18 protein-coding genes are annotated in these 19,758 nt (G+C 59.3%); 7 read left to right on the top strand and 11 right to left on the bottom strand.

The window, feature by feature from the left end; translation table 11 throughout:
* Positions 1–27: 27 nt before the first annotated feature.
* Complete coding sequence (locus tag AO240_RS28040) at positions 28–915, bottom strand: LysR family transcriptional regulator (RefSeq protein ID WP_099241035.1); 888 nt, start codon at positions 913–915, stop codon at positions 28–30.
* A 131-nt stretch (positions 916–1,046) separates the two neighbouring features.
* On the opposite strand from AO240_RS28040, the gene lysM reads away from it, so the two are divergent.
* Positions 1,047–1,487, top strand: coding sequence for a peptidoglycan-binding protein LysM (gene lysM, locus AO240_RS28035; protein WP_058413099.1), 441 nt, complete (start codon positions 1,047–1,049; stop codon positions 1,485–1,487).
* Positions 1,488–1,534: 47 nt separating this feature from the next.
* Here the strand turns inward: lysM and yrfG are convergent, their stop codons facing one another.
* The gene (gene yrfG / locus AO240_RS28030; RefSeq protein ID WP_099241033.1) at positions 1,535–2,197 is read right to left on the bottom strand and encodes a GMP/IMP nucleotidase; all 663 of its coding nucleotides are present in this window, start codon (positions 2,195–2,197) and stop codon (positions 1,535–1,537) included.
* A gap of 87 nt (positions 2,198–2,284) precedes the next feature.
* Here yrfG and nudE point away from each other — a divergent pair, with 87 nt between their 5' ends.
* Both nudE and cysQ read left to right on the top strand, forming a co-directional pair.
* Complete coding sequence (gene nudE, locus AO240_RS28025) at positions 2,285–2,851, top strand: ADP compounds hydrolase NudE (RefSeq protein ID WP_099241031.1); 567 nt, start codon at positions 2,285–2,287, stop codon at positions 2,849–2,851.
* Positions 2,848–3,690, top strand: a complete 843-nt coding sequence (gene cysQ / locus AO240_RS28020) for a 3'(2'),5'-bisphosphate nucleotidase CysQ (RefSeq protein WP_099241029.1) — start codon at positions 2,848–2,850, stop codon at positions 3,688–3,690. Before nudE ends, cysQ begins: the two co-directional genes overlap by 4 nt.
* A gap of 66 nt (positions 3,691–3,756) precedes the next feature.
* Here cysQ and AO240_RS28015 read toward each other — a convergent pair whose 3' ends face one another.
* From AO240_RS28015 to rfbB, 7 genes are read right to left on the bottom strand one after another with little or no spacing between them, the layout of a single operon-like run.
* On the bottom strand, positions 3,757–4,212 hold the full coding sequence (locus AO240_RS28015; protein ID WP_099241086.1) for a YiiD C-terminal domain-containing protein: 456 nt from the start codon (positions 4,210–4,212) through the stop codon (positions 3,757–3,759).
* 31 nt (positions 4,213–4,243) lie between these two features.
* A complete protein-coding gene (locus AO240_RS28010) occupies positions 4,244–5,629 on the bottom strand; it encodes a sigma-54 dependent transcriptional regulator (protein WP_099241027.1) in 1,386 nt (461 codons plus the stop codon).
* A complete protein-coding gene (locus tag AO240_RS28005; RefSeq protein ID WP_099241025.1) occupies positions 5,626–7,434 on the bottom strand; it encodes an ATP-binding protein in 1,809 nt (602 codons plus the stop codon). Before AO240_RS28005 ends, AO240_RS28010 begins: the two co-directional genes overlap by 4 nt.
* A gap of 36 nt (positions 7,435–7,470) precedes the next feature.
* Positions 7,471–8,340: a dTDP-4-dehydrorhamnose reductase gene (gene rfbD, locus AO240_RS28000; protein ID WP_099241023.1), complete on the bottom strand. Its 870-nt coding sequence runs from the start codon at positions 8,338–8,340 to the stop codon at positions 7,471–7,473.
* A complete protein-coding gene (gene rfbC / locus AO240_RS27995; RefSeq protein ID WP_058413107.1) occupies positions 8,337–8,882 on the bottom strand; it encodes a dTDP-4-dehydrorhamnose 3,5-epimerase in 546 nt (181 codons plus the stop codon). The genes rfbD and rfbC overlap by 4 nt, the downstream gene beginning before the upstream one ends.
* Complete coding sequence (rfbA, locus tag AO240_RS27990) at positions 8,879–9,754, bottom strand: glucose-1-phosphate thymidylyltransferase RfbA (RefSeq protein WP_099241021.1); 876 nt, start codon at positions 9,752–9,754, stop codon at positions 8,879–8,881. The genes rfbC and rfbA overlap by 4 nt, the downstream gene beginning before the upstream one ends.
* Positions 9,751–10,833 (bottom strand): dTDP-glucose 4,6-dehydratase, encoded by a 1,083-nt coding sequence (rfbB, locus tag AO240_RS27985; RefSeq protein WP_099241019.1) that lies wholly within the window; start codon positions 10,831–10,833, stop codon positions 9,751–9,753. The genes rfbA and rfbB overlap by 4 nt, the downstream gene beginning before the upstream one ends.
* 472 nt (positions 10,834–11,305) lie before the next feature.
* On the opposite strand from rfbB, the gene aguA reads away from it, so the two are divergent.
* Positions 11,306–12,412 carry an agmatine deiminase gene (gene aguA, locus AO240_RS27980; RefSeq protein ID WP_099241017.1) on the top strand — a complete coding sequence of 369 codons (1,107 nt, stop codon included), beginning with the start codon at positions 11,306–11,308 and terminating at the stop codon, positions 12,410–12,412.
* 234 nt (positions 12,413–12,646) lie between these two features.
* Positions 12,647–12,859: a hypothetical protein gene (locus AO240_RS27975; RefSeq protein ID WP_099241015.1), complete on the top strand. Its 213-nt coding sequence runs from the start codon at positions 12,647–12,649 to the stop codon at positions 12,857–12,859.
* 355 nt (positions 12,860–13,214) lie between these two features.
* Here the strand turns inward: AO240_RS27975 and AO240_RS27970 are convergent, their stop codons facing one another.
* A complete protein-coding gene (locus tag AO240_RS27970; protein ID WP_099241013.1) occupies positions 13,215–15,302 on the bottom strand; it encodes a TonB-dependent siderophore receptor in 2,088 nt (695 codons plus the stop codon).
* A gap of 398 nt (positions 15,303–15,700) precedes the next feature.
* On the opposite strand from AO240_RS27970, the gene AO240_RS27965 reads away from it, so the two are divergent.
* Complete coding sequence (locus AO240_RS27965) at positions 15,701–16,996, top strand: OprD family porin (RefSeq protein WP_099241011.1); 1,296 nt, start codon at positions 15,701–15,703, stop codon at positions 16,994–16,996.
* Between the two features lie 98 nt (positions 16,997–17,094).
* Here AO240_RS27965 and AO240_RS27960 read toward each other — a convergent pair whose 3' ends face one another.
* The gene (locus AO240_RS27960; RefSeq protein ID WP_099241009.1) at positions 17,095–17,376 is read right to left on the bottom strand and encodes a DUF3077 domain-containing protein; all 282 of its coding nucleotides are present in this window, start codon (positions 17,374–17,376) and stop codon (positions 17,095–17,097) included.
* Between the two features lie 1,168 nt (positions 17,377–18,544).
* On the opposite strand from AO240_RS27960, the gene AO240_RS27955 reads away from it, so the two are divergent.
* The gene (locus AO240_RS27955) at positions 18,545–19,339 is read left to right on the top strand and encodes a hypothetical protein (RefSeq protein ID WP_099241007.1); all 795 of its coding nucleotides are present in this window, start codon (positions 18,545–18,547) and stop codon (positions 19,337–19,339) included.
* The last annotated feature ends 419 nt before the right edge of the window (positions 19,340–19,758 follow it).

The raw sequence follows: 19,758 nt of genomic DNA, 5'->3' as shown, positions 1-19,758 counted from the left end.
TACTGATCTATCGATAGATGGCGTCGATCAAGGCTCTTGCTGCGATGCTTGAAACAGCGCAAAACACGCTTCGGCGAGTGCCGAGCGCGGTGCGCCGCGGCGCATGATCAACCCCAGGCGCGCCACTGTGTGAGCGTCCGCAATGGGTTGCAGGCGCAGGTGCTCGGTGAGTGCGTCAAGCCGACCTTCCAGCGGCATCACCGCGCAACACAGCCCGCCATGCACGGCTTGCAATAATTGATGCACCGCATCGGTTTGTAACAATGGCTGCGGGTTGAGCCCACGGCTGTGAAAGTTATGGTCGATCGATTGGCGAAAGTGCATGCCGCTGGTGAGCATGCCCAACGGCAGTTCGATCAGCGCTTCCCAGCTCAGTGGCGTATCGCCAAAACTGAAAAACCGTTGGTCGTAGAGCAGCCCCATGCGGGTTTCGCCCAAGGCCAGCGATTCGAAGCGTTCGGTGTCGAGGCGTTCCAGGTAGGACACGCCGAGGTCCAGGCGGTTGCTCGCGAGTTGTTCCAGAATTTGCTCGGAGCTTAATGCCGACAGCTCAAAGCGCAGGCTCGGGTGCTCTTTATGCAGTTGCTGCATCAAGGCCAAAGGGTCAAAGCTCGACAGCGGCACCACGCCCAGGCGCAACGTGCCGACCAAATTGCCGCGACAGGCAGCCGCTTCGGCCAGCAGGCCGTCATAGGCCGCCAGCACGGTGCGCGCCCACGCCAACACCCGCTCGCCCGGCGCGGTAAACCCCTCAAAACGCTGGCCACGGTTGACCAGCGGCAGGTCGAGTTCTTCTTCGAGGTTGCGCAGGCGCATCGACAGGGTCGGCTGGGTGATATGGCAGCGCGCCGCCGCCTGGCCGAAATGGCGGGTCTCGTCGAGGGCGATGAGGAATTTCAGCTGCTTGATGTCCATCTTCGCTCCGGGCTAATTCCAATGGCTGTGGGATTCTAGCGCGTTTGGGTGTTTGGTCGGGCTGGAACCCAGTGTCGTCAGGCTGGTCTAGTCTTGGGTGTCTGGAATTTAAATCCCAAGGAGAGCGCAACATGAGTCTTTTAAGTTTTGTGAAGGAAGCAGGCGAAAAGCTGATCGACCTGTTGACGCCGGGCAACGCGAATGCTGGCGACGAATTGAAAAAGCATATCGAAGCAGTAGGTCTGGGTAACCCGAATATTCACGCCACCGTAGACGGTGACAAGGTGACGATCACCGGTGAAGTGGCGAGCCAGGAAGAGAAAGAAAAAATCCTTCTGGCGGCGGGTAATATTGCCGGTATTAAGACCGTGGATGACCAGATTACCGTTTCCGGCCCAGTGGTTGTGGCCTCGCGCTTTGTCGTGGTGAAGAGCGGCGACACATTGAGCGCGATCTCTAAAACGGTGTATGGCGACGCCAACAAGTACAACAAAATCTTTGAGGCCAACAAGCCGCTGCTTAAAGATCCGAACAAGATTTACCCAGGGCAGACGTTGCGTATTCCTGAGTAACACGCCGAACACACTGTGGGAGGGGGCGAGCCTCCTCCCACAGTTGATTAAAGGCCGACAATCAGATCCCGGTAATCGCCTACCGCTGCAAACTCCCCGGTGTCCTTAGGGCCTTTTTTGCTGTCCGGCTCTTTGACCGCCAGCAAATGCCCCACGCCGAACGCCCTTGCGCTGCGCAGGATCGGCAAGGTGTCATCGATAAACAGGCTGCGCGCCGGGTCAAAGCCGATGTCGGCTTGCAGGGCATCCCAAAACTGCGGGCTTTCCTTGGCAAAACCATAGTCGTGAGAGCTGATCAGCCGCTCGAAATACGGCGCCAGTTCAATGCGTTCCAACTTCAGTGACAGCGAATCGCGGTGCGCGTTGGTGATCAGGATCACACGCTTGCCGGCCTGTTTGATTGCCGCCAGAAAGGTGTCCGCGTCCGGGCGCAGGGCGATCAGGTGGGCGGTTTCCAGCTTGAGTTCGCGCACTGGAATCGCCAGTTCGGTACTCCAGAAATCCAGGCAATACCATTGCAACTGCCCGGCATTGCGTTCGAACAGTGGCTGCAATTCCATTTCGGCCATGGCCCGGCTTACCCCGTGCAGCTCGGCGTAGCGCTGCGGCAAGTGTTCCATCCAGAAGTGGTTGTCGTAGTGCAGGTCGAGCAAGGTGCCGTCCATGTCCAGCAGGACAGTGTCGATGGCGTGCCAGGGCAAAGAGGGCATGCGGAGGTCTCATGTAAGTAAAAATATCCGACACAGACAATCGGAAAAGCCACGGTATAGTAACCCGATCACGCCAAGGAGCCGCTTATGCGCCAGAAACCCACCGTCCTCGCCCGCGAAATAGTCGCCAGTAGCCGTTTGTTCCGCGTGGAGGAAGTGCAATTGCGCTTTTCCAATGGCGTTGAGCGAACCTACGAGCGCCTGGTAGGCCGTGGTGCCGGCTACGGCGCGGTGATGATCGTGGCAATGATCGATGAAGATCACGCGTTGCTGATTGAAGAGTACTGCGGCGGCACTGACGAATACGAGTTGTCGTTGCCCAAAGGGCTGATCGAGCCCGGTGAAGACGTGCTGGCGGCCGCCGACCGTGAGCTCAAGGAAGAGGCAGGTTATGGCGCCCGGCAGTTGGAACACATCACCGAGCTGTCGTTGTCGCCGGGTTACATGAGCCAGAAAATCCAGGTGGTGCTGGCCACTGATCTGTACGAAGAACGCCTTGAAGGCGATGAACCCGAGCCGATGCGCGTAGACAAGGTCAACCTGCGTGAGCTGTCGCAACTGGCGCAACACGAGCAGTTCAGCGAAGGCCGCGCGCTGGCGGCGCTGTACCTGGTACGCGACCTGCTGACCCAGCGTGGAGCGTTCAGCGCATGAGCGAACTGTTTTTGGGCCACCCGTTTATTGCCCCGGTGATTGAGTTGGCGCGCCAGGCCGGTGAAGTGATCCTGCCGTATTGGCGTGCCGATGTGGCGGTGACTTCCAAGGCCGACGATTCGCCGGTGACGGCGGCGGACCTGGCCGCGCACCATCTGATTCTTGCAGGCCTCACCGCGCTCGACCCGAGCATCCCGGTGCTGTCTGAAGAAGACGCGGATATTGACCAGAGCGTGCGCGCCGGCTGGCAGCGCTGGTGGCTGGTGGACCCGTTGGATGGCACCAAGGAATTTATCGCCGGCAGCGAAGAATTTACCGTCAATATCGCCTTGATCGAGCAAGGCCGCGTGGTGTTTGGCGTGGTCTCGATGCCCACCAGCGGTCGCTGCTACTTCGGTGGCGCGGGCTTGGGGGCGTGGCGTTCAGATGTTAGCGAAGCGCCCAAGCAGATTCAGGTGCGCCAAACCCCTGCGGCCGGTGAGGCGTTTACCGTGGTTGCCAGCCGTCGTCACACCAGCCCTGAGCAGGAACGCTTGCTCGACGGTTTGAGCCAGGGTTTGGGTGAGCTGAAGCTGGCGAATATCGGCAGCTCGCTGAAGTTCTGCCTGTTGGCCGAAGGCAGCGCCGATTGCTACCCGCGCCTGGCGCCGACCTCGCAATGGGATACTGCCGCAGCACAGGGCGTGCTGGAAGGCGCGGGCGGCGAAGTGCTGGAATTGAGCGGTGAGCCGTTCAGCTACCCGGCGCGCGCGTCGTTGCTGAACCCGTTCTTTCTGGCGCTGCCCGCCAATGCCGAATGGCGCGAGCGCCTGCTGACCCTGGCCAGAGCTGAGGGATGATAGGGCTGCTGTGGCAAGCGGGCTCGCCACAAAGGCCTGCTCTCCACAGGTATTTTTGCAGTGCCGCTAGCGGTGCAGCACGTATTGGCCGGTAAACGCCACTGCGTGCTCCTCAGCGCCCTCATTCACAATCCACGTCTGCAGCGCCAAGCGCGCCCTGCCATAACGCTTATAGGTCGCCACAAAGCGCTTCCACAGCTTCTGCTCCGGCGCCTGGCACACCACCGTCGCATCGCGCGTTACCGGCAACGGGTAACTGATGTGCCCTTCCTGAATCACGATGTGCCCGTCTTCAATACCGTCTTCGCGCAACTGCAGGCGCAGCCAGCCCCAACCGGCCAGCACCGCGCCGCAATACAGGCTGCCGCCGAACATGGTGCTCTTGTGGTTGATATTCGCCTGTAACGGCAGGTGCAGCTGCAATTGGCCGTGTTGCCAGTCGAGCACCTTCAGGCCCATTTCCCGCGTGAGCGGAATGTCATGGTGGAGGATAGATTCCAGGTAACGGCTGTCGCGGCTCATGGTGGCCTCTTGGCGGTTGGGCGGGGTCATTTCATTCGTCGTCTGCGCTGTGGTTGCCGCTGTCGGCGAAGTTAAGGCCGTGTTTGCGCAGTTTGTCGTGCAGGGTTTTACGCGGCACGCCGAGTGCTTCGGCAAGGCTGCGCACCGAGCTGTGCGGGCGAGTGAGCTCGGCGGCGATCAGGCTTTTTTCAAACTGCTCAACCTGTTCGCTCAAGCCGCCTGGGGTGGAGGTCAGCACGCCGGCGGCAGGGTTGTCCGCCGTGGCATCAAGGGCAAGCTCCAGGCCCAGGGCAAAGCGCTCCGCCGCATTTTGCAGTTCGCGTACATTGCCCGGCCAGTTATGGCGCAACAACAGCGCACGCTGGCCCGGTTGCAACGCGTGCAGCGGCAGGCCGTGGCGGCTGCTGGCTTCGTCGGCGAAGTGTTGGAACAGCATCAACGCATCTTCGCCGCGCTCGCGCAGTGGCGGAATGCGCAGCGGCGCCACATTGAGCCGGTAATACAAGTCGGCGCGGAAGCGGCCCTGGTCGGCGGACTGGCGCAGGTCTTCCTTGGTGGCGGCGATGATGCGGATGTCCAGCGGGATCAACTGATTGCCGCCTAAACGCTCAACCACGCGCTCTTGCAACAGGCGCAGTAACTTGACCTGCACATCCAGGCTCATGCTTTCGATTTCATCGAGGAACAGCGTGCCACCGTTGGCAAATTCGAACTTGCCGATACGGCGTTTCTGCGCGCCGGTAAACGCGCCGGGCTCATGGCCGAACAGCTCGCTCTCGACCACCGACTCTGCCAGCGCGCCGGCGTTGATCGCCACAAACGGCCCGTTGCGTCGGCTCGACAGGTCGTGCAGTGCGCGCGCCACGACTTCTTTACCGGCACCGGTTTCGCCGAGTATGAGCACGTCGGCACGCGTCGCGGCCAGTGCGCCGATCTGCTCGCGCAGGCGCAGCATTTGCGGTGAGTGGCCCACCAGGCGCGTGCTCAATTGCTGGCGGTCGCTGAGGGCCAGGCGCAGGCTGCGGTTATCCAGCACCAGGCGGCGCAGGGCCAGCGCGCGGCGCACGCTGTCGAGCAGCGCGTCGCTGGCGAAAGGTTTCTCCAGAAAGTCGTAGGCACCGGCGCGCATGGCTTGCACCGCCAGCGGCACGTCACCGTGGCCGGTGATCAGCAGCACCGGCAGCTCCGGGTCCTGGCTGTGCAGTTCGGCCAGCAGCTCCAGGCCGTCCATGCCGGGCATGCGGATGTCGCTGACCACCACGCCTGGCCAGTCGCGTGACAAGCGCGCGGTGAGGCCGTTGGCTTCGCCCAGCGTCAGGACTTTCAGCCCGGCCAGGTCCAGGGTCTGGCACAGGGCCTGACGCAGGTGTGGATCGTCGTCGATCAACACCACCTGAATCTGGTTATCGATACTCATACGCTGCGGTCCTCGGACGGTTGCAGACTGACGCCCGGCGAGCCGGCACGTAATTTCAAGGTTAAGAGCGCGCCGCCTTCCTTGTGGTTAGCGAACAACAGTTCGCCGCCAAAGGCACGCATCAGGGTGTCACAGATCGCCAGGCCCAAACCCAAGCCTTGCGTGCGTGTCTTGGTGGTGTAAAACGGCTCGCTGGCGCGGCCCAGGGCTTCCATGCAAAAGCCCGGGCCGTTGTCGCGAATGGTCAGGTTGACGCCCTGCTCGGTGGTTTGCGCACTCAGCCAGAGTTTGCGCGGCGGGCCTTTTTCGGTGAGCGCATCAAGGGCGTTCGCCAGCAGGTTGCCCAGCACCTGGCGCAGCCGGGTTTCGCCGGCTTGCACCCACAAGGTCGCCTCGGGCAAGTCGCGGATCAGCTCGACTTCCATCGACCGCCGCCGCTTGGCCAGCAACGCCAGCGCGTCGTCCAGCGCCGGTTGCAGGGCCACGCTTTCCGGGGCATGGCGGTCGCGCCGGGCGAACGCGCGCAGGTGCGCGATGATCGAGGCCATGCGCCCGGTCAGTTCGCTGATCAGCTTGAGGTTGCCGCGTGCATCGTTGGTGCGCTCATGGTCGAGCAGAATCTCGGCGTTTTCCGCGTAGCTGCGAATCGCCGCGAGGGGTTGATTGAGTTCGTGGCTGATGCTCGCCGACATGGTCCCCAGCGCAGACAGCTTGCCGGCTTGCACCAGGTCGTCCTGGGCGCGCACCAGCTCTTGCTGGGCGTGTTCGCGCTCCAGCACTTCCTGTTTCAAGCGGCGGTTGAGGCCTTCCAGGTCGCTGGTGCGCTCGACCACGCGCATCTCCAGCTCGCGGCGCGCCTTGGCTTCGAAGGCAATGCGCTCCAGGTAATGGCGCCGACGTTGCATCATCAAACCGAGCAACAGCATCAACACCAAGAGCGTAGCGCCACCCACCGCGACCACCGTGCGCACCGGGCGGTTGATCAACGATTTGGGCGCGAGAATTTCCACGTTCCAGCCGGTCTCGGCAATCGCCGAGGACTGGCGCAGCCACGCCGTGGTGCTGAGTGCCAGCGGCTGCGGGTCGCGAGTCGGGTAGGGCTGGATCGCGATGATCGCCTGGCGTTCTTCCGGGGTCAGCGGCCGCGTAGCGCGAAATCGCCATTGCGGGCGCGAGGTCAGGATGACTACGCCGTTGTGATCGGTCACCAGCAATTGTTCGGGCGTTTTGCCCCACAGGCTTTCGGTGTGGTCCAGGTCTACCTTGACCACCAGCGCGCCGATAATTTTGTCCCCATCGCGCACAGCGGCGGCGAAGAAGTAGCCGCGCTTGGCTGACGTGGTGCCCAGCCCGAAAAACCGCCCCAATCGTCCGGCCATGGCTTCGCTGAAATACGGGCGAAACGAGAAATTGCGCCCGACAAACGTGTCTTGTTTGTCCCAGTTGGAGGCGGCGAGCGTCTTGCCGGTGGTGTCCATCAGGTACATCACTTCCACACCGGCCTGGGCGGCGACGTCCTTGAGCAGCACATTGGCGTTGGTCAGGTTGGTGCTGACGTGCGGTGCGTCCAGCGCGGTGCGCAGGGCCGGCAAGTCGCCGAGAATTTGCGGCAGCACCTCATAGCGGTGCAGGGTGCCGAGCAGGTTGGCGACGTACAGGTCGAGGGTTTGGCGGTTTTGCCCGGCCAGTTCGCTGCGGTAATAGCGCTCGGCCAAATGCTCCAGCGGCCATAACAGCGGAGCCAGGCACAGCGCCAGCAATGCGAGGCTGCGCCAGCGGGGTCGTCGCGGAAGGGGTGGAGTCATGGGAATCGTGCGCCTGTGGGGACAGGCGCATTATGCCTAGTGCGGCTGTGCAAGACACTCGCGCAATGCGTCTTGCCACTGCGGTTGGCCGACCTGCCAGTGCTGTTGCAGGCGGTTGCAGTCCAGGCGAGAGTTCAGCGGGCGCTGAGCTGGCGTCGGGTACGCGCTGGAAGGGATCGCTTCCAGCTCGGCGCAGGCTTTGCCTTGGCTGCGAAGGTGTTGACCAATCGCCTCGGCAAACCCGAACCAGGAGGTTTCGCCTTGCGCGGTCAGGTGGTACACACCCCATTCACCGGCCTGGCCTGCCTGCCAGCGTTCGATCAGCGCGCGGGTGCTGTCGGCGATGGTGCCAGCCCACGTCGGCGCGCCGATTTGATCGGCGACGATGCGCATGTGCGGCTTCTCTTGCAGCAGGCGCTGCATGGTCAGCAGGAAGTTCTTGCCGTGGTTGGAGTAAACCCAACTGGTGCGCAATATCAGGTAGTCGCCGCCCACCGCCGCAATCGCCTGTTCGCCCGCCAGCTTGCTCTGGCCGTACACGCCCAGCGGGTTCGTCACATCGGCTTCGGTGTAGGGCGCAGGTTTGCTGCCGTCGAACACGTAGTCGGTGGAGTAGTGGATCAGCGGGATGCCCAGCGCCTTGGCTTCTTCGGCCAACACGCCAGGGGCAATCGCGTTGATCGCAAACGCGGCGTCCGGCTCGCTTTCGGCTTGGTCGACCGCGGTGTGGGCCGCGGCATTGATGATCAAGCCTGGGCGATGCGCGCGCACCTGTTGGCGAATTTGCTCGACGTTGGCCAGGTCAAGCTGGTCGCGGCCCAGCACCACGAGTTCGCCGAGGCCCTGGAGCCGCTGTTGCAACTCTTGCGAGACTTGGCCATGTTGGCCGGTGATGAGGATTTTCATGGGAACAGGTCGGCTTCCAGCAAAGGTTTACCGACTTGGTCCTTGGCGGACAACTGCGGTGCTTCGGTGAGTTCCCAGTCGATGGCCAACGTCGGGTCATTCCACAGAATGCTGCGTTCGGCGCTCGGCTGGTAGTAATCGGTGGTCTTGTAGAGGAACTCGGCGTAGTCGCTCAACACCACAAAACCATGGGCAAAACCTTCCGGCACCCACAGTTGGCGATGATTCTGCGCTGACAGACGCACACCCACCCACTGGCCGAAGTTCGGCGAGCTGCGGCGGATGTCTACGGCCACGTCCAGCACTTCACCGGCGCTCACGCGCACCAGTTTGCCCTGCGTGTGTTCGAGCTGATAATGCAGCCCCCGCAGCACGCCCTTTTGCGAGCGTGAGTGGTTGTCCTGCACGAAATCACGCTTAAGCCCGGTGGCTTCTTCAAAGGCGCGAGCGTTGAAGCTCTCGTAGAAAAAGCCGCGCTCGTCACCGAACACTTTAGGTTCGAGGATCAGCACACCGGGCAATGTGGTTTCAACTACATTCACTTGTTGTCTCCGGCCAGCGAGTACAAGTACTGACCATAGCCGGTCTTGCCGAAATACTTGGCGCGTTCCAGCAGGTAATCACGGTCGATCCAGCCGTTCTCGTAGGCGATCTCTTCCAGGCAAGCCACTTTCAAACCCTGACGGTGTTCGATGGTCTGCACGTAGGTCGAGGCTTCGAGCAGGCTGTCATGCGTGCCGGTGTCGAGCCAGGCAAAGCCACGGCCGAAACGCTCCACATGCAGGTCGCCGCGCGCAAGGTAGGCGTTGTTGACGTCGGTGATCTCCAACTCGCCGCGTGGCGAAGGTTTGACCGCCTTGGCGATGCTGATCACGTCGTTGTCGTAGAAGTACAGACCGGTCACGGCGTAGCTGGATTTAGGCGACGTCGGTTTCTCTTCGATCGACAGGGCGCGGCCTTCTTTGTCGAAGTCGATCACGCCGAAACGCTCCGGGTCTTTGACCCAGTAGCCGAATACGGTGGCGCCGGACGGGCGTTGCGCTGCGCTGCGCAGTTGATCGCCGAAATGCTGGCCGTGGAAGATGTTATCGCCGAGGATCAGGCACACCGGGTCATTGCCGATGAATTCTTCACCGATGATAAACGCTTGCGCCAGGCCATCCGGAGACGGCTGCTCGGCGTAGCTGAAACGCACGCCAAACTGGCTGCCGTCGCCCAGCAGGTTGCGGTACTGCGGCAAATCCACCGGGGTGGAAATCACCAGAATGTCTTTGATCCCCGCCAGCATCAGCACCGAGATCGGGTAGTAAATCATTGGCTTGTCGTACACCGGCAGCAACTGCTTGGACACACCCAGGGTGATGGGGTGCAAACGGGTGCCGGAACCGCCGGCCAATACTATTCCCTTCATCATGCAATCAAATCCTTGCTGTCTGTGTTGCCCAATCGTTCGCCCTGATAACTGCCGTTCTGGACCCTGCGGCACCATTCCAGGTTATCGAGGTACCACTGCACGGTTTTGCGCAGGCCGGTTTCAAAGGTTTCCTGCGGGACCCAACCCAGTTCGCGTTCGATCTTGCTGGCATCGATCGCGTAGCGTTGGTCGTGGCCCGGACGGTCTTTGACGAAGGTGATCAAGTCGGTAAATTTTTCCACGCCAGCCGGGCGTTGCGGCGCCAGTTCTTCCAGCAGGCCGCAAATGCCGCGCACGACGTCGATGTTCTTTTGTTCGTTGTGGCCACCGATGTTGTAGGTCTCGCCGACCACGCCTTCGGTCACCACCTTCAGCAGTGCGCGCGCGTGGTCTTCGACGAACAGCCAGTCACGCACCTGCAAACCATCGCCATAAACCGGCAACTGCTTGCCTGCGAGGGCGTTGAGGATGACCAGCGGGATCAGCTTTTCCGGGAAGTGGAACGGCCCGTAGTTGTTCGAGCAGTTGGTCAACAGCACCGGCAGGCCATACGTGCGCTGCCAGGCGCGGACCAAGTGGTCGGACGCCGCTTTGCTGGCCGAATACGGCGAGCTTGGCGCGTAAGGCGTAGTTTCGGTGAACAGGTCGTCCACGCCGTGCAGGTCGCCGTACACCTCATCGGTAGAGATGTGATGGAAGCGGAACGCGCTCCTGGCAGGCTCAGCCAGCGTTTGCCAGTAGGCGCGGGTGGCCTCCAGCAGGCTGTAGGTGCCGACGATGTTGGTTTGGATAAAATCCGACGGGCCGTCAATGGAACGGTCGACATGCGACTCGGCGGCCAGGTGCATGATCGCCTGGGGCTCAAAGCGCGCCAGCACAGCGCTGACGGTGGCCTGGTCGATAATATCGGCCTGCACGAACTCATAGCGGCTGTTAGACGCGATGCTCGCCAGCGACTCAAGGTTGCCCGCGTAGGTGAGTTTGTCCAGGTTGAGCACTTCGTGCTCGGTGTGTTGAATCAGATGACGGATCAGGGCAGAGCCGATGAATCCGGCACCGCCGGTGATGAGAATGCGCATGTCGAGAGCCTTTTCCTTAGACGGACACAGGGCGAATTAAGCATAGCTTGAGTTGTGAATCGGGCCGATGCAAGTGCGCAGAGAGTGAGGGCTTGATTAACGGCCCCTGACAATGGCGATATAGACGCCTGAACACGCAGAAGTCGTCACAATAGTGCCGGTTTGCCTGGCCCACAGATGAGCATCCAGCAACCGACGCAATTGCGTGAGCAGCGTCACTGACTGACAGCACTGATGGCCGGTTTGTTCTGAAAATATGCCGATGCGACTGGGTTGCCGAGGGTGATTTGCCGACGCACTGTGGACTTCTTCGTCTGCTTGTTGTCGGAGGTGTTGAATAACCCGTCACAGATAGTCGATTATTATCGGCTTTCTATTGTGAATTTTAAGAGTCATCTCTTTTTATTGCTTTTAAAGCCGATTTTTATCCGTTATAAAGTCGGCCTTCACCCCATTCGGAGCCTTGATCGCCATGACCACCCTGCACAGCACACCTCGCGCCGATGGCTTCTACATGCCCGCCGAATGGGCGCCCCAAACCCAAACCTGGATGATCTGGCCCGAGCGCCCGGACAACTGGCGCCTGGGCGGCAAGCCGGTGCAGGCCGCCCACGTGGCGGTGGCCAAGGCCATTGCGCGCTTTGAGCCGGTGACGGTTTGCGTTTCTGCCGGTCAGTACGAAAACGCCCGCGCGCGCCTCGACGTGCCCAATATTCGCGTGGTGGAAATGGCCAGCGACGATGCCTGGGTCCGCGACACCGGCCCCACCTTCGTGATCAACAACAGCGGCGAAGTGCGCGGCGTGAACTGGGATTTCAATGCCTGGGGCGGTTTTGACGGCGGCCTGTATGCGCCGTGGAACCGCGACTCGCAAGTGGGCGGCAAGATCCTCGAGCTTGAGCGCGCGCCGCGTTATCGCACCGAAGGCTTTGTGCTCGAAGGCGGCTCGATTCACGTCGACGGCGAAGGCACGCTGATCACCACCGAAGAATGCCTGTTGAACCGCAATCGCAACCCGCACCTGGATCGCGCGGCCATCGAAGCGGTGCTCAGCGCCAACCTGGCGGTGGATAAAATCATCTGGTTGCCGGACGGCCTGTTCAACGATGAAACCGACGGCCATGTGGATAACTTCTGCTGCTACGTGCGCCCCGGCGAAGTGTTGCTGGCCTGGACCGACGACCCGCAAGACCCGAACTACGCGCGCTGCCACGCCGCCATGGACGTGCTGCAAAACAGCACCGACGCCCAGGGCCGCGCATTAACAGTGCATAAAATGCCGATTCCGGGGCCGCTGTACGCCACCGAGGAAGAGTGCGCCGGTGTCGACCTCGTCGACGGCAGCCAGGAACGTAACCCTGGCGTGCGCCTGGCCGGTTCCTACGTTAACTTCCTGATCGTCAACGGCGGCATCATCGCGCCAAGCTTCGACGACCCGCTGGACAGCCAGGCCCAGCAGATTCTGCAGAACCTGTTCCCGCAGCACGAAGTGGTAATGGTGCCAGGGCGCGAACTGTTACTGGGCGGCGGCAATATCCACTGCCTGACCCAACAACAACCGGCTCCGCACAAAAACTGAGTGCAGTTGTAACAGCGCTTGAGTGATACCTGAGCGCTACGTAGGTGTAGCGCTCACAGCGAGCCCGCAGCCCAGCCAGGTTGCGGGCTTTTTTGTGGGTGACTGCCGATAAATACGCCACATTGGCACACTGCTTGTATCGGGTTTACCACGGTGACCCAAGGCGACGGCTGCGTAGTTCTGTCACAAACCTTGAGTAAGTTAGCCGCTCACGCAGCAGGAGAGAGCGCGCACATGAATGCCGATACCAACCCGATCTACACGCGCCCGTTCCACCCGGCGCGGCTTAACGGTGATGAGATCCACGCGCTGGCGCTCTGGTTGAAAGCTAACGGCTCCAAAAGGGTCAGGGCGCCGGACCTGCGCAGCGTGTTCAGTGAACGTTACCCCGCGGGGTTGTTCAGTGAGGATGAAGTCAGCGTGTTGTGCGAGCTGATGAAAAACTAACCCGCAGCCCGAGTATTAGTGCCGTTGTGGCAAGCTGGGCTTTGTGTGGAAAGCAGGCTCTATGTGGCGAGCTGGCTCTATGTGGAAAGCGGGCATGTGTGGAAAGCGGGCTTGTGTGGCGAGCGGGCTTGTGTGGCGAGCGGGCTTGCTCGCGTTGGGCTGCGTAGCGGCCCCAAAATCCTGGGAGCGCTGCGCACTCCAACGCGAGCAAGCCCGCTCGCCACACAGGCCCCGATCTGCACACAAGTCTGGTCTGCACACAAAGCCCGATCTGCACACAAGTCTGGTCTGCACAAAAAGCCCAGTCTGCACACACGCCCCGCCCAGCACGCTGGCCAAGTTATCGCGGCAAAATTCAGAAGCTGTAAGTGCCCGTCACCACCAAACTGCGCGGTTCCCCCGGTTGAATTTGCGCCGCACTGGTCGCCGAGGCGTAGTAGTTTTTATCGGCGATGTTATTCAGCGCCGCCCGCACATCCCATGCCTTTTGACGGAACCCGGCCAGCGCGTCCCAACGGCCGTAACCGGGCAGCACCACGGTGTTCAGGTTGTCGGCATAACGGTCGCCCACCAGGGTCAAACCGGTTTCCGCGTACCAGCCCATTTCCGGTTTCCAGGTGACAAACAGGCTGGCATTACGTTTGGCCACATCGCTGATGCGCTTGCCTTCAAAGCCGTTGTTGTCCTTTTCGACCGTGGCATCTTGCAGGCCAATGCCACCGCGTACCGACCAGTTACCCGCCAGCTTGCCGGTGGCCGTCAGCTCCACGCCACGTGAGCGTTGCAAGCCGCTGAGCAGGGTGATGGTGCGGTCCAGCGGGTCACTGGTGCGGCGGTTGTACAGTTCCAATTCGTACACCGCCAGCGTGGTGCTGAGGCGGTCGTCGAGCCAGTCGCTTTTTACCCCGATTTCCTTTTGCTTGGTCAGCTCGGGGCTCAAGTCATTGACGCTGCCCGCCGCATTCGGGGTGATGCCGATCAAGCCGCCGCCCGCCGGCGAAAAGGTCTTGCTCCACGACGCATAGAACGAGTGATTTTCAAACGGCGTCCACACCAGTCCCACGCGCGGGCTGGTGCTGTGGCTCTTAACCGCCTGCTCGGTGTTGAGCAGCTTGTTGGTGGTGTCCACTTCGAAATCGTCGTAGCGCAAGCCGGCCAACACTTGCCATTGATCATTCAGGCGCAGTTGGTCCTGCACATACAGCGCGCGGCTTTCGACTTCGGTGTGGTTGTTACTCGACGCACTCATCCGCCCGGTATGGCTTAAGTGGCGGTTGGGTTGATTGAGGTTCAGGCTCGGTACCGCTTGCCCACCGCGGTTCACGGCAGTGGCCGTGTACAGCTTCGGATCGCGGCGCTGGCTGCCCAGCTCAAGCCCGCTGAGCAGGCGATGTTCCAGGCCGAAAGTATCAAAGCCGCCTTCCAGCTCAAGGTTGTTGAAGACGTTGCGGGTGGTCAGGTCTTGCTGCCAGCGCTGGCGCGTGACTTGGTTAGTTCTGGCGTCGTAGCCGGTTTGGTAGGTGTTGTCGAAATCGCTGTCGAGCTTGAACACGCCAAGTGTGTGGCGCAGTTGCCAGTTGTCGTTGAGCTCATAGGCGAGTTTGGAGCGCAGCGACTGGGACTTGTCGTCGATGTAATCGCGGCTGTCAAAGTAGGTGCTGCTGCGGCTCACGTCCGCCGGGCGACCGTTAACCCCCGGGATACCGCGGTCTGGCGTGCGGTTGTAACGGCTGTATTCGTATTGCACCAACCAATTGAGTTCGGGCGTCAGTTGCCAGCTCATCGACGGCGCAAACAATTGGCGGCTGCCACTCACGCCATCGCGAAAACTGTTGTTGTCCTGGTTGCCCATGTTCAAGCGCAGGCTGATGTTATCGCTCGGGTCGGTGCTGAGGTCGGCATACAGGCTGCGCAAATCATTGCTGCCGCCTTGCGCTTCGATGCTGGAGCTGCGCCCGGCTTGCGGCAGTTTGCTCACGCGGTTGACGATACCGCCCTGGCCGCCTCGCCCGTAAAGCACGGCGGCCGGGCCTTTGAGCACTTCGATGCGCTCGATGTTATGCAGGTCGCGCACGTACTGGCTGTCGTCGCGAATACCGTCCAGATAGAAGTCATTGCTCGCGTCAAAACCGCGAATACGCAGGCTGTCAAAACGCGTGTCGGCACCGCTGCTCACGTTGGGAATGCCGCTTAACGCCTGGCCCAAATCGTTGGTGCCGTAGGAGCGCAGGTTTTCGGTTTTGACTGAATCGATGGCTTGGGGCACATACCTCACCGCAGTGGTTGTGCGCGTGGCGGTGTTGGTCTCTTTGACGCGCGGGTCGTCTTCGTCAGCTTCGGCGCTGATCGACGTCTCGGGCAACAGCGTGGTAGCACTCACAAAACCAGCAGACAGCAGAACAGAGAGCCCAAAAGTGATGGGCGTCAGGCGAGAGGCAGGCATCAAAGAATGTATCCAAAAAGTGAGTAAAGAAAATGCGCGCGAATGGTAATGCTTTGCATTTGCGCGCGTTATCTATTCCCAAAAATTTGGCTCATAAAAAGTGTAACGCGATGTGTTTTGAACATCTTTATGAACACTCGCGCACGCCCTGAACGGCTCTCCTTAGACTTTTTTCGCCTAAATACAGACGATTCACGAAATTGACACATAGTTCAACCCGCGCATAGGATTGCGCCCAACGCCTGTGGCTAACCGCCATAACTCATCCAATAAAAAAAGGCCCGCGGCAGTTCAGTCGTCCGCGGGCCTTCTTTTTTTCGGAAAAAGTAGACATCAGAAAAGCAACACGGAGCCTGGTGTCAAAGCGCGTACTCAACCAGTAATAAGGAATATAAGAAATGTTGAAGCAACGGATGGGTTTGATCGCTCTGGGGATTTTGAGCGCCACTCAGGCAATGGCAAACGACCAGGAGCAATCCAAGGGTTTTGTAGAAGACAGCCACCTGAACATCGCTGCACGTAACGCCTACATCAGCCGTGACTACAAAAACGGCCAGCAAGACAAAGCTGAATGGGGCCAAGGCTTCATCGGCAAATTCGAATCCGGTTTCACCCAAGGCACCGTTGGTGTGGGCGTGGACGTGATCGGCCAATACGCCATCCGCCTGGACGGTGGTAAAGGCCGCAGCGGCGCTGGCGGTATCAACTTCTTCAAGCAAGGCGACAGCGGCGAAGCAGCCCACGACCTGGCCAAAGGCGGCGCGGCCGTGAAGTTCCGCGTCTCCAACACGGTGCTCAAGTACGGTGACCAGTTCCCGGCCGTGCCGGTGCTGCAATACGACAACTCGCGCCTGCTGTCCGAAACCTACACCGGCACCTCGATCGTTTCCAAAGAGATCGCCGGCCTGCAACTGGATGCCGGTCACTTCACCAAACAAGCCCAAAAAGGCGCCGAAGGCACCGACAGCGGCCTGTTGAAAAACATCGACTACGTCGGCGGCAGCTACAAATTCACCGAGAGCCTGTCGGCCGCGCTGTACGCATCCGACATGCAAGACGTGCTGAAGAAGCAATACGTTAACGTCAACTACGTGCTGGCCCTGCCAGAAAAACAATCGTTGACCTTCGACTTCAACGGCTACAAAACCAAGCTCGACAAAGACTTCGCCCAGCTCACCCAAGGCGACTCTGACGCCCGCGACAACAAAATCTGGAGCCTCGGCGCTACCTGGGCCGTCGGCCCGCACAGCTTCACCGTCGCGCACCAACGCAGCACCGGCGACACCGGCTACCTCTACGGCGGCTACCGCAACAACACCAGCGGCAGCGGCATCGGCGATGGCGGCAACACCATCCTGCTGGCCAACTCCTACTGGTCTGACTTCAACGGCAAAGACGAACGCTCCTGGCAAGCCGGCTACGGCCTCGACTTCAGCACCTTCGGCGTACCTGGCCTGACCTACAACATCGCCTACGTGCGCGGCACCAACATTGACGACGGCACCAACCGCGGCAGTGGCACCGAGCGTGAAATCTTCAACCAGTTCAAATACGTCGTACAAAGCGGCCCAGCCAAAGACCTCAGCCTGCGCGCCCGCGCCTCCTGGCTGCGCGTCTCCAACAACGCCAGCAACTACAACGTAGGCGGCAACGAAGTACGCCTGTTCGCCGACTACCCGATCAACGTTTTCTAATTGATCCGGCGAAGCGCCTGATGCCAGGCGATAAAAAACCCCGAATTTTCGGGGTTTTTTTATGGCCGGAATCAAGCCAGATAGCGACGCCTTACTGACTATTCAGCAGCACAAGGCGCCTCCAACACCTTCACCACATCATCAATCACCGCCTTGCTCATCTCCTGCAAATAATGCGATGCCCAGGCGTAACGGTCCGTCTGCTTGGTCATCGCCGCATCCTCTGCGAGCAGCTTGGCGACGTGGAGCAAGTCGGAAACGTGGTGCAAGGCTTCGAGCAGGGGCACGCCGCTGTTGACGCGAAATAGAGGCTGGTCGGAGTGAAAGGAGAAAGGGGTGACGCCGAGGGTGGTTAACGCAGATGGAATTGGAGCGGTCATTGATGGAACTCCCATATCGAGTGAGAGCTACCACGTTCGTTCTCAGGCGAATGGGTGGCAGCTGTGCGCAGGCTGAGAAACCGGAGATACAGGAACCCGGCAGACCCGAAGGTCTCCCACGCACAGCCGCCATTGCACGAAATGGTGGGCGAAAAAAAACGCCTGCAAATCGGGTTTTGGTGGCGCTTGGTGCGCCTGCATCTTGCCGGGTTCTCAGGCCCGGTCGCTGAATTGGCAGCGACGGGGGGAGGGTAGCGTGGTGGGGCGTGGGGAGCAATCGGGAAAGTGGAATGGTGGGTTTTAATTAGAGGTATTTTCGCTAGGACGGCATGCCAAAATTTTGAAAGCTATCTATCTTCTAAAACTACAGAGGTCCGTAGGGGCTATTAGATGCGGTGCGGCACCAGACGAATGGTAGTGATCGGCGGGATTAGGTTTTCTGAGAGTCTGAAATTCGGTGGAAATTTGGCGTACCCTAACTAGTAACTATAAATAAATCAGCTAGTTATGGAATTCTGTGGAATCGAACTCGGAAGCTTAGCTGGCTGAATTGAAGCTACTGAACTACGCGTTTAATAATCCTAAATGTTACGCCTCTGAAATTCCGCATCACAAATGCCTTGGCACCGCGTTGATGCCAAGGCATTTGATTCATTACGACTTACGACGGATAACTATGCGAAACGGCTGGCCATTGGCTCGACGAATCACCTTTCCAGACTTGGTGCGGATGGTCATCCGATAGATGACCTCGCAGCCTTCGTCTTGGTCCGACGGGTCTTTGTTCGACATGTCTTAATCCCCCCAAGGGGCTCGAACACATAACTCGCAGCCTTGCAACAGGAGCCAAACACCACTACCATTGCCGAGCTTTCCCAAAAGCAATGCGAGAGACGCCTGGAGCCCATTCAGTCGTCTTTTGTAACCCGGTCAAGTTGGCGCTTGGCCGGTTCTCCATCTCCCCCGTCTCAATCAGAATCCGGTCCCCCGGAGGTTTTTTTACGTCTGAAAATTGGGTTCACATGGGTCTGGTCTGGAGTCTATAAAGCGAGACTAGGTCTGTCAACATTATTTTCTTTGGTTCTGAGGGTTGGAGAATGCCGAGTCTTGATCTAGTCTTCGCGGTGCGGTAGTTTGAACAACTCAGAAACCGTATTGGAGCCTCGCCATGGCTAAGCAGCAACGAAGCCCGTCCTATCCAGGAATCACGTTGGAAACCGCGCTTGCACGGGCGAAGACGTTCTATCGTGCAGAGAATAAGCATGAGGCAGTGGTGGCCACCACAGTAGGTCACTGGAACTATGGCCCTAAAAGCAGTGGAGGGTTGGTTACGATTTCTGCCTTGAAGGCATACGGGTTAATGGATGATAAAGGCGCTGGACCGGACCGAAAGGTTCGGTTAAGCGCGCTTGGATTGTCGATCGTTCAGGATGACAGGATGGTATCTCCTGAGCGTGACGAGGCTATCAAGAGGGCTGCCTTGAGTCCGCCAATTCTGAGGGATCTTTGGGACCGTTACGGGCTGGATTTACCGTCCACTGATACAGTGGCTCATTACCTAAGGGTAGAGAAGGCATTCATTCCAAGTGCTGCTTTGGATCTCATAAAAATCTATAACGCTGCTGTAAGCTTCTCTAAACTGGATAGTCGTTCCTCTTCAAGCGAAATTGCTGGCTCTAATGACGAAGGAGACACTCCCCTAGAGGACGAGGTTTACGATTTTGCTGAAAGTGCGCAAAGTTCTTCTCTTCCGAAATCGTCAGTTATCGTAGCAGCAGATAGGCCCGTTAGTCATTTGGCTAGCGTAGGTGGGGAGGAGATAGCAAATATTCGCGTTTCCCGGTCCACAACTATTAGGCTGATTGCGAGCGGCCCATACTCACGCCAAAGCATCGAAGCATTAGTAGCCCAATTAAAGTTAGGTTTGGAGCTAGGCACATACGACGACTTTCAAGATGACTAATTGATGTTGGTAACAGAAATCTGATCGCGGCCCGGAAGTGGTGTAACTCCCGTATTCTTGGCTGTTGAGTCTGCATTTTCGCTTTCCTGCTTCTCATGCCATCAGCAGAAGGCATGAGAGCTGGCAGGAGCCTTCGTAATTACTCAGCCATCATCTTGTCGTATCTGTTTTGACAGTAGCCACAGGAGCCCTCCAGATACTGATCGTCCAAGCCCAACTTTTCTTCGCACCATTCGCAGTTGGTATATTCAAGCTCGTGAAAGCAAGCGGCGCATTCGTTATGCTGAATTAAAAAAGCGTCCTCCCCACATTCGGGGCAGTCACATGTAACAGCTTGCTCACCATCTTTAACGCACCAGTGATTTCTTCCTGCCATAGTCGCATTTATTGCTGGCCCGACTATTTGTGAGTATAAAGAT

This window comes from Pseudomonas sp. ICMP 460 (genome assembly GCF_002723595.1).
Lineage (GTDB): Bacteria > Pseudomonadota > Gammaproteobacteria > Pseudomonadales > Pseudomonadaceae > Aquipseudomonas > Aquipseudomonas kitaguniensis.
This window is presented reverse-complemented; position numbering and strand designations above follow the sequence as displayed.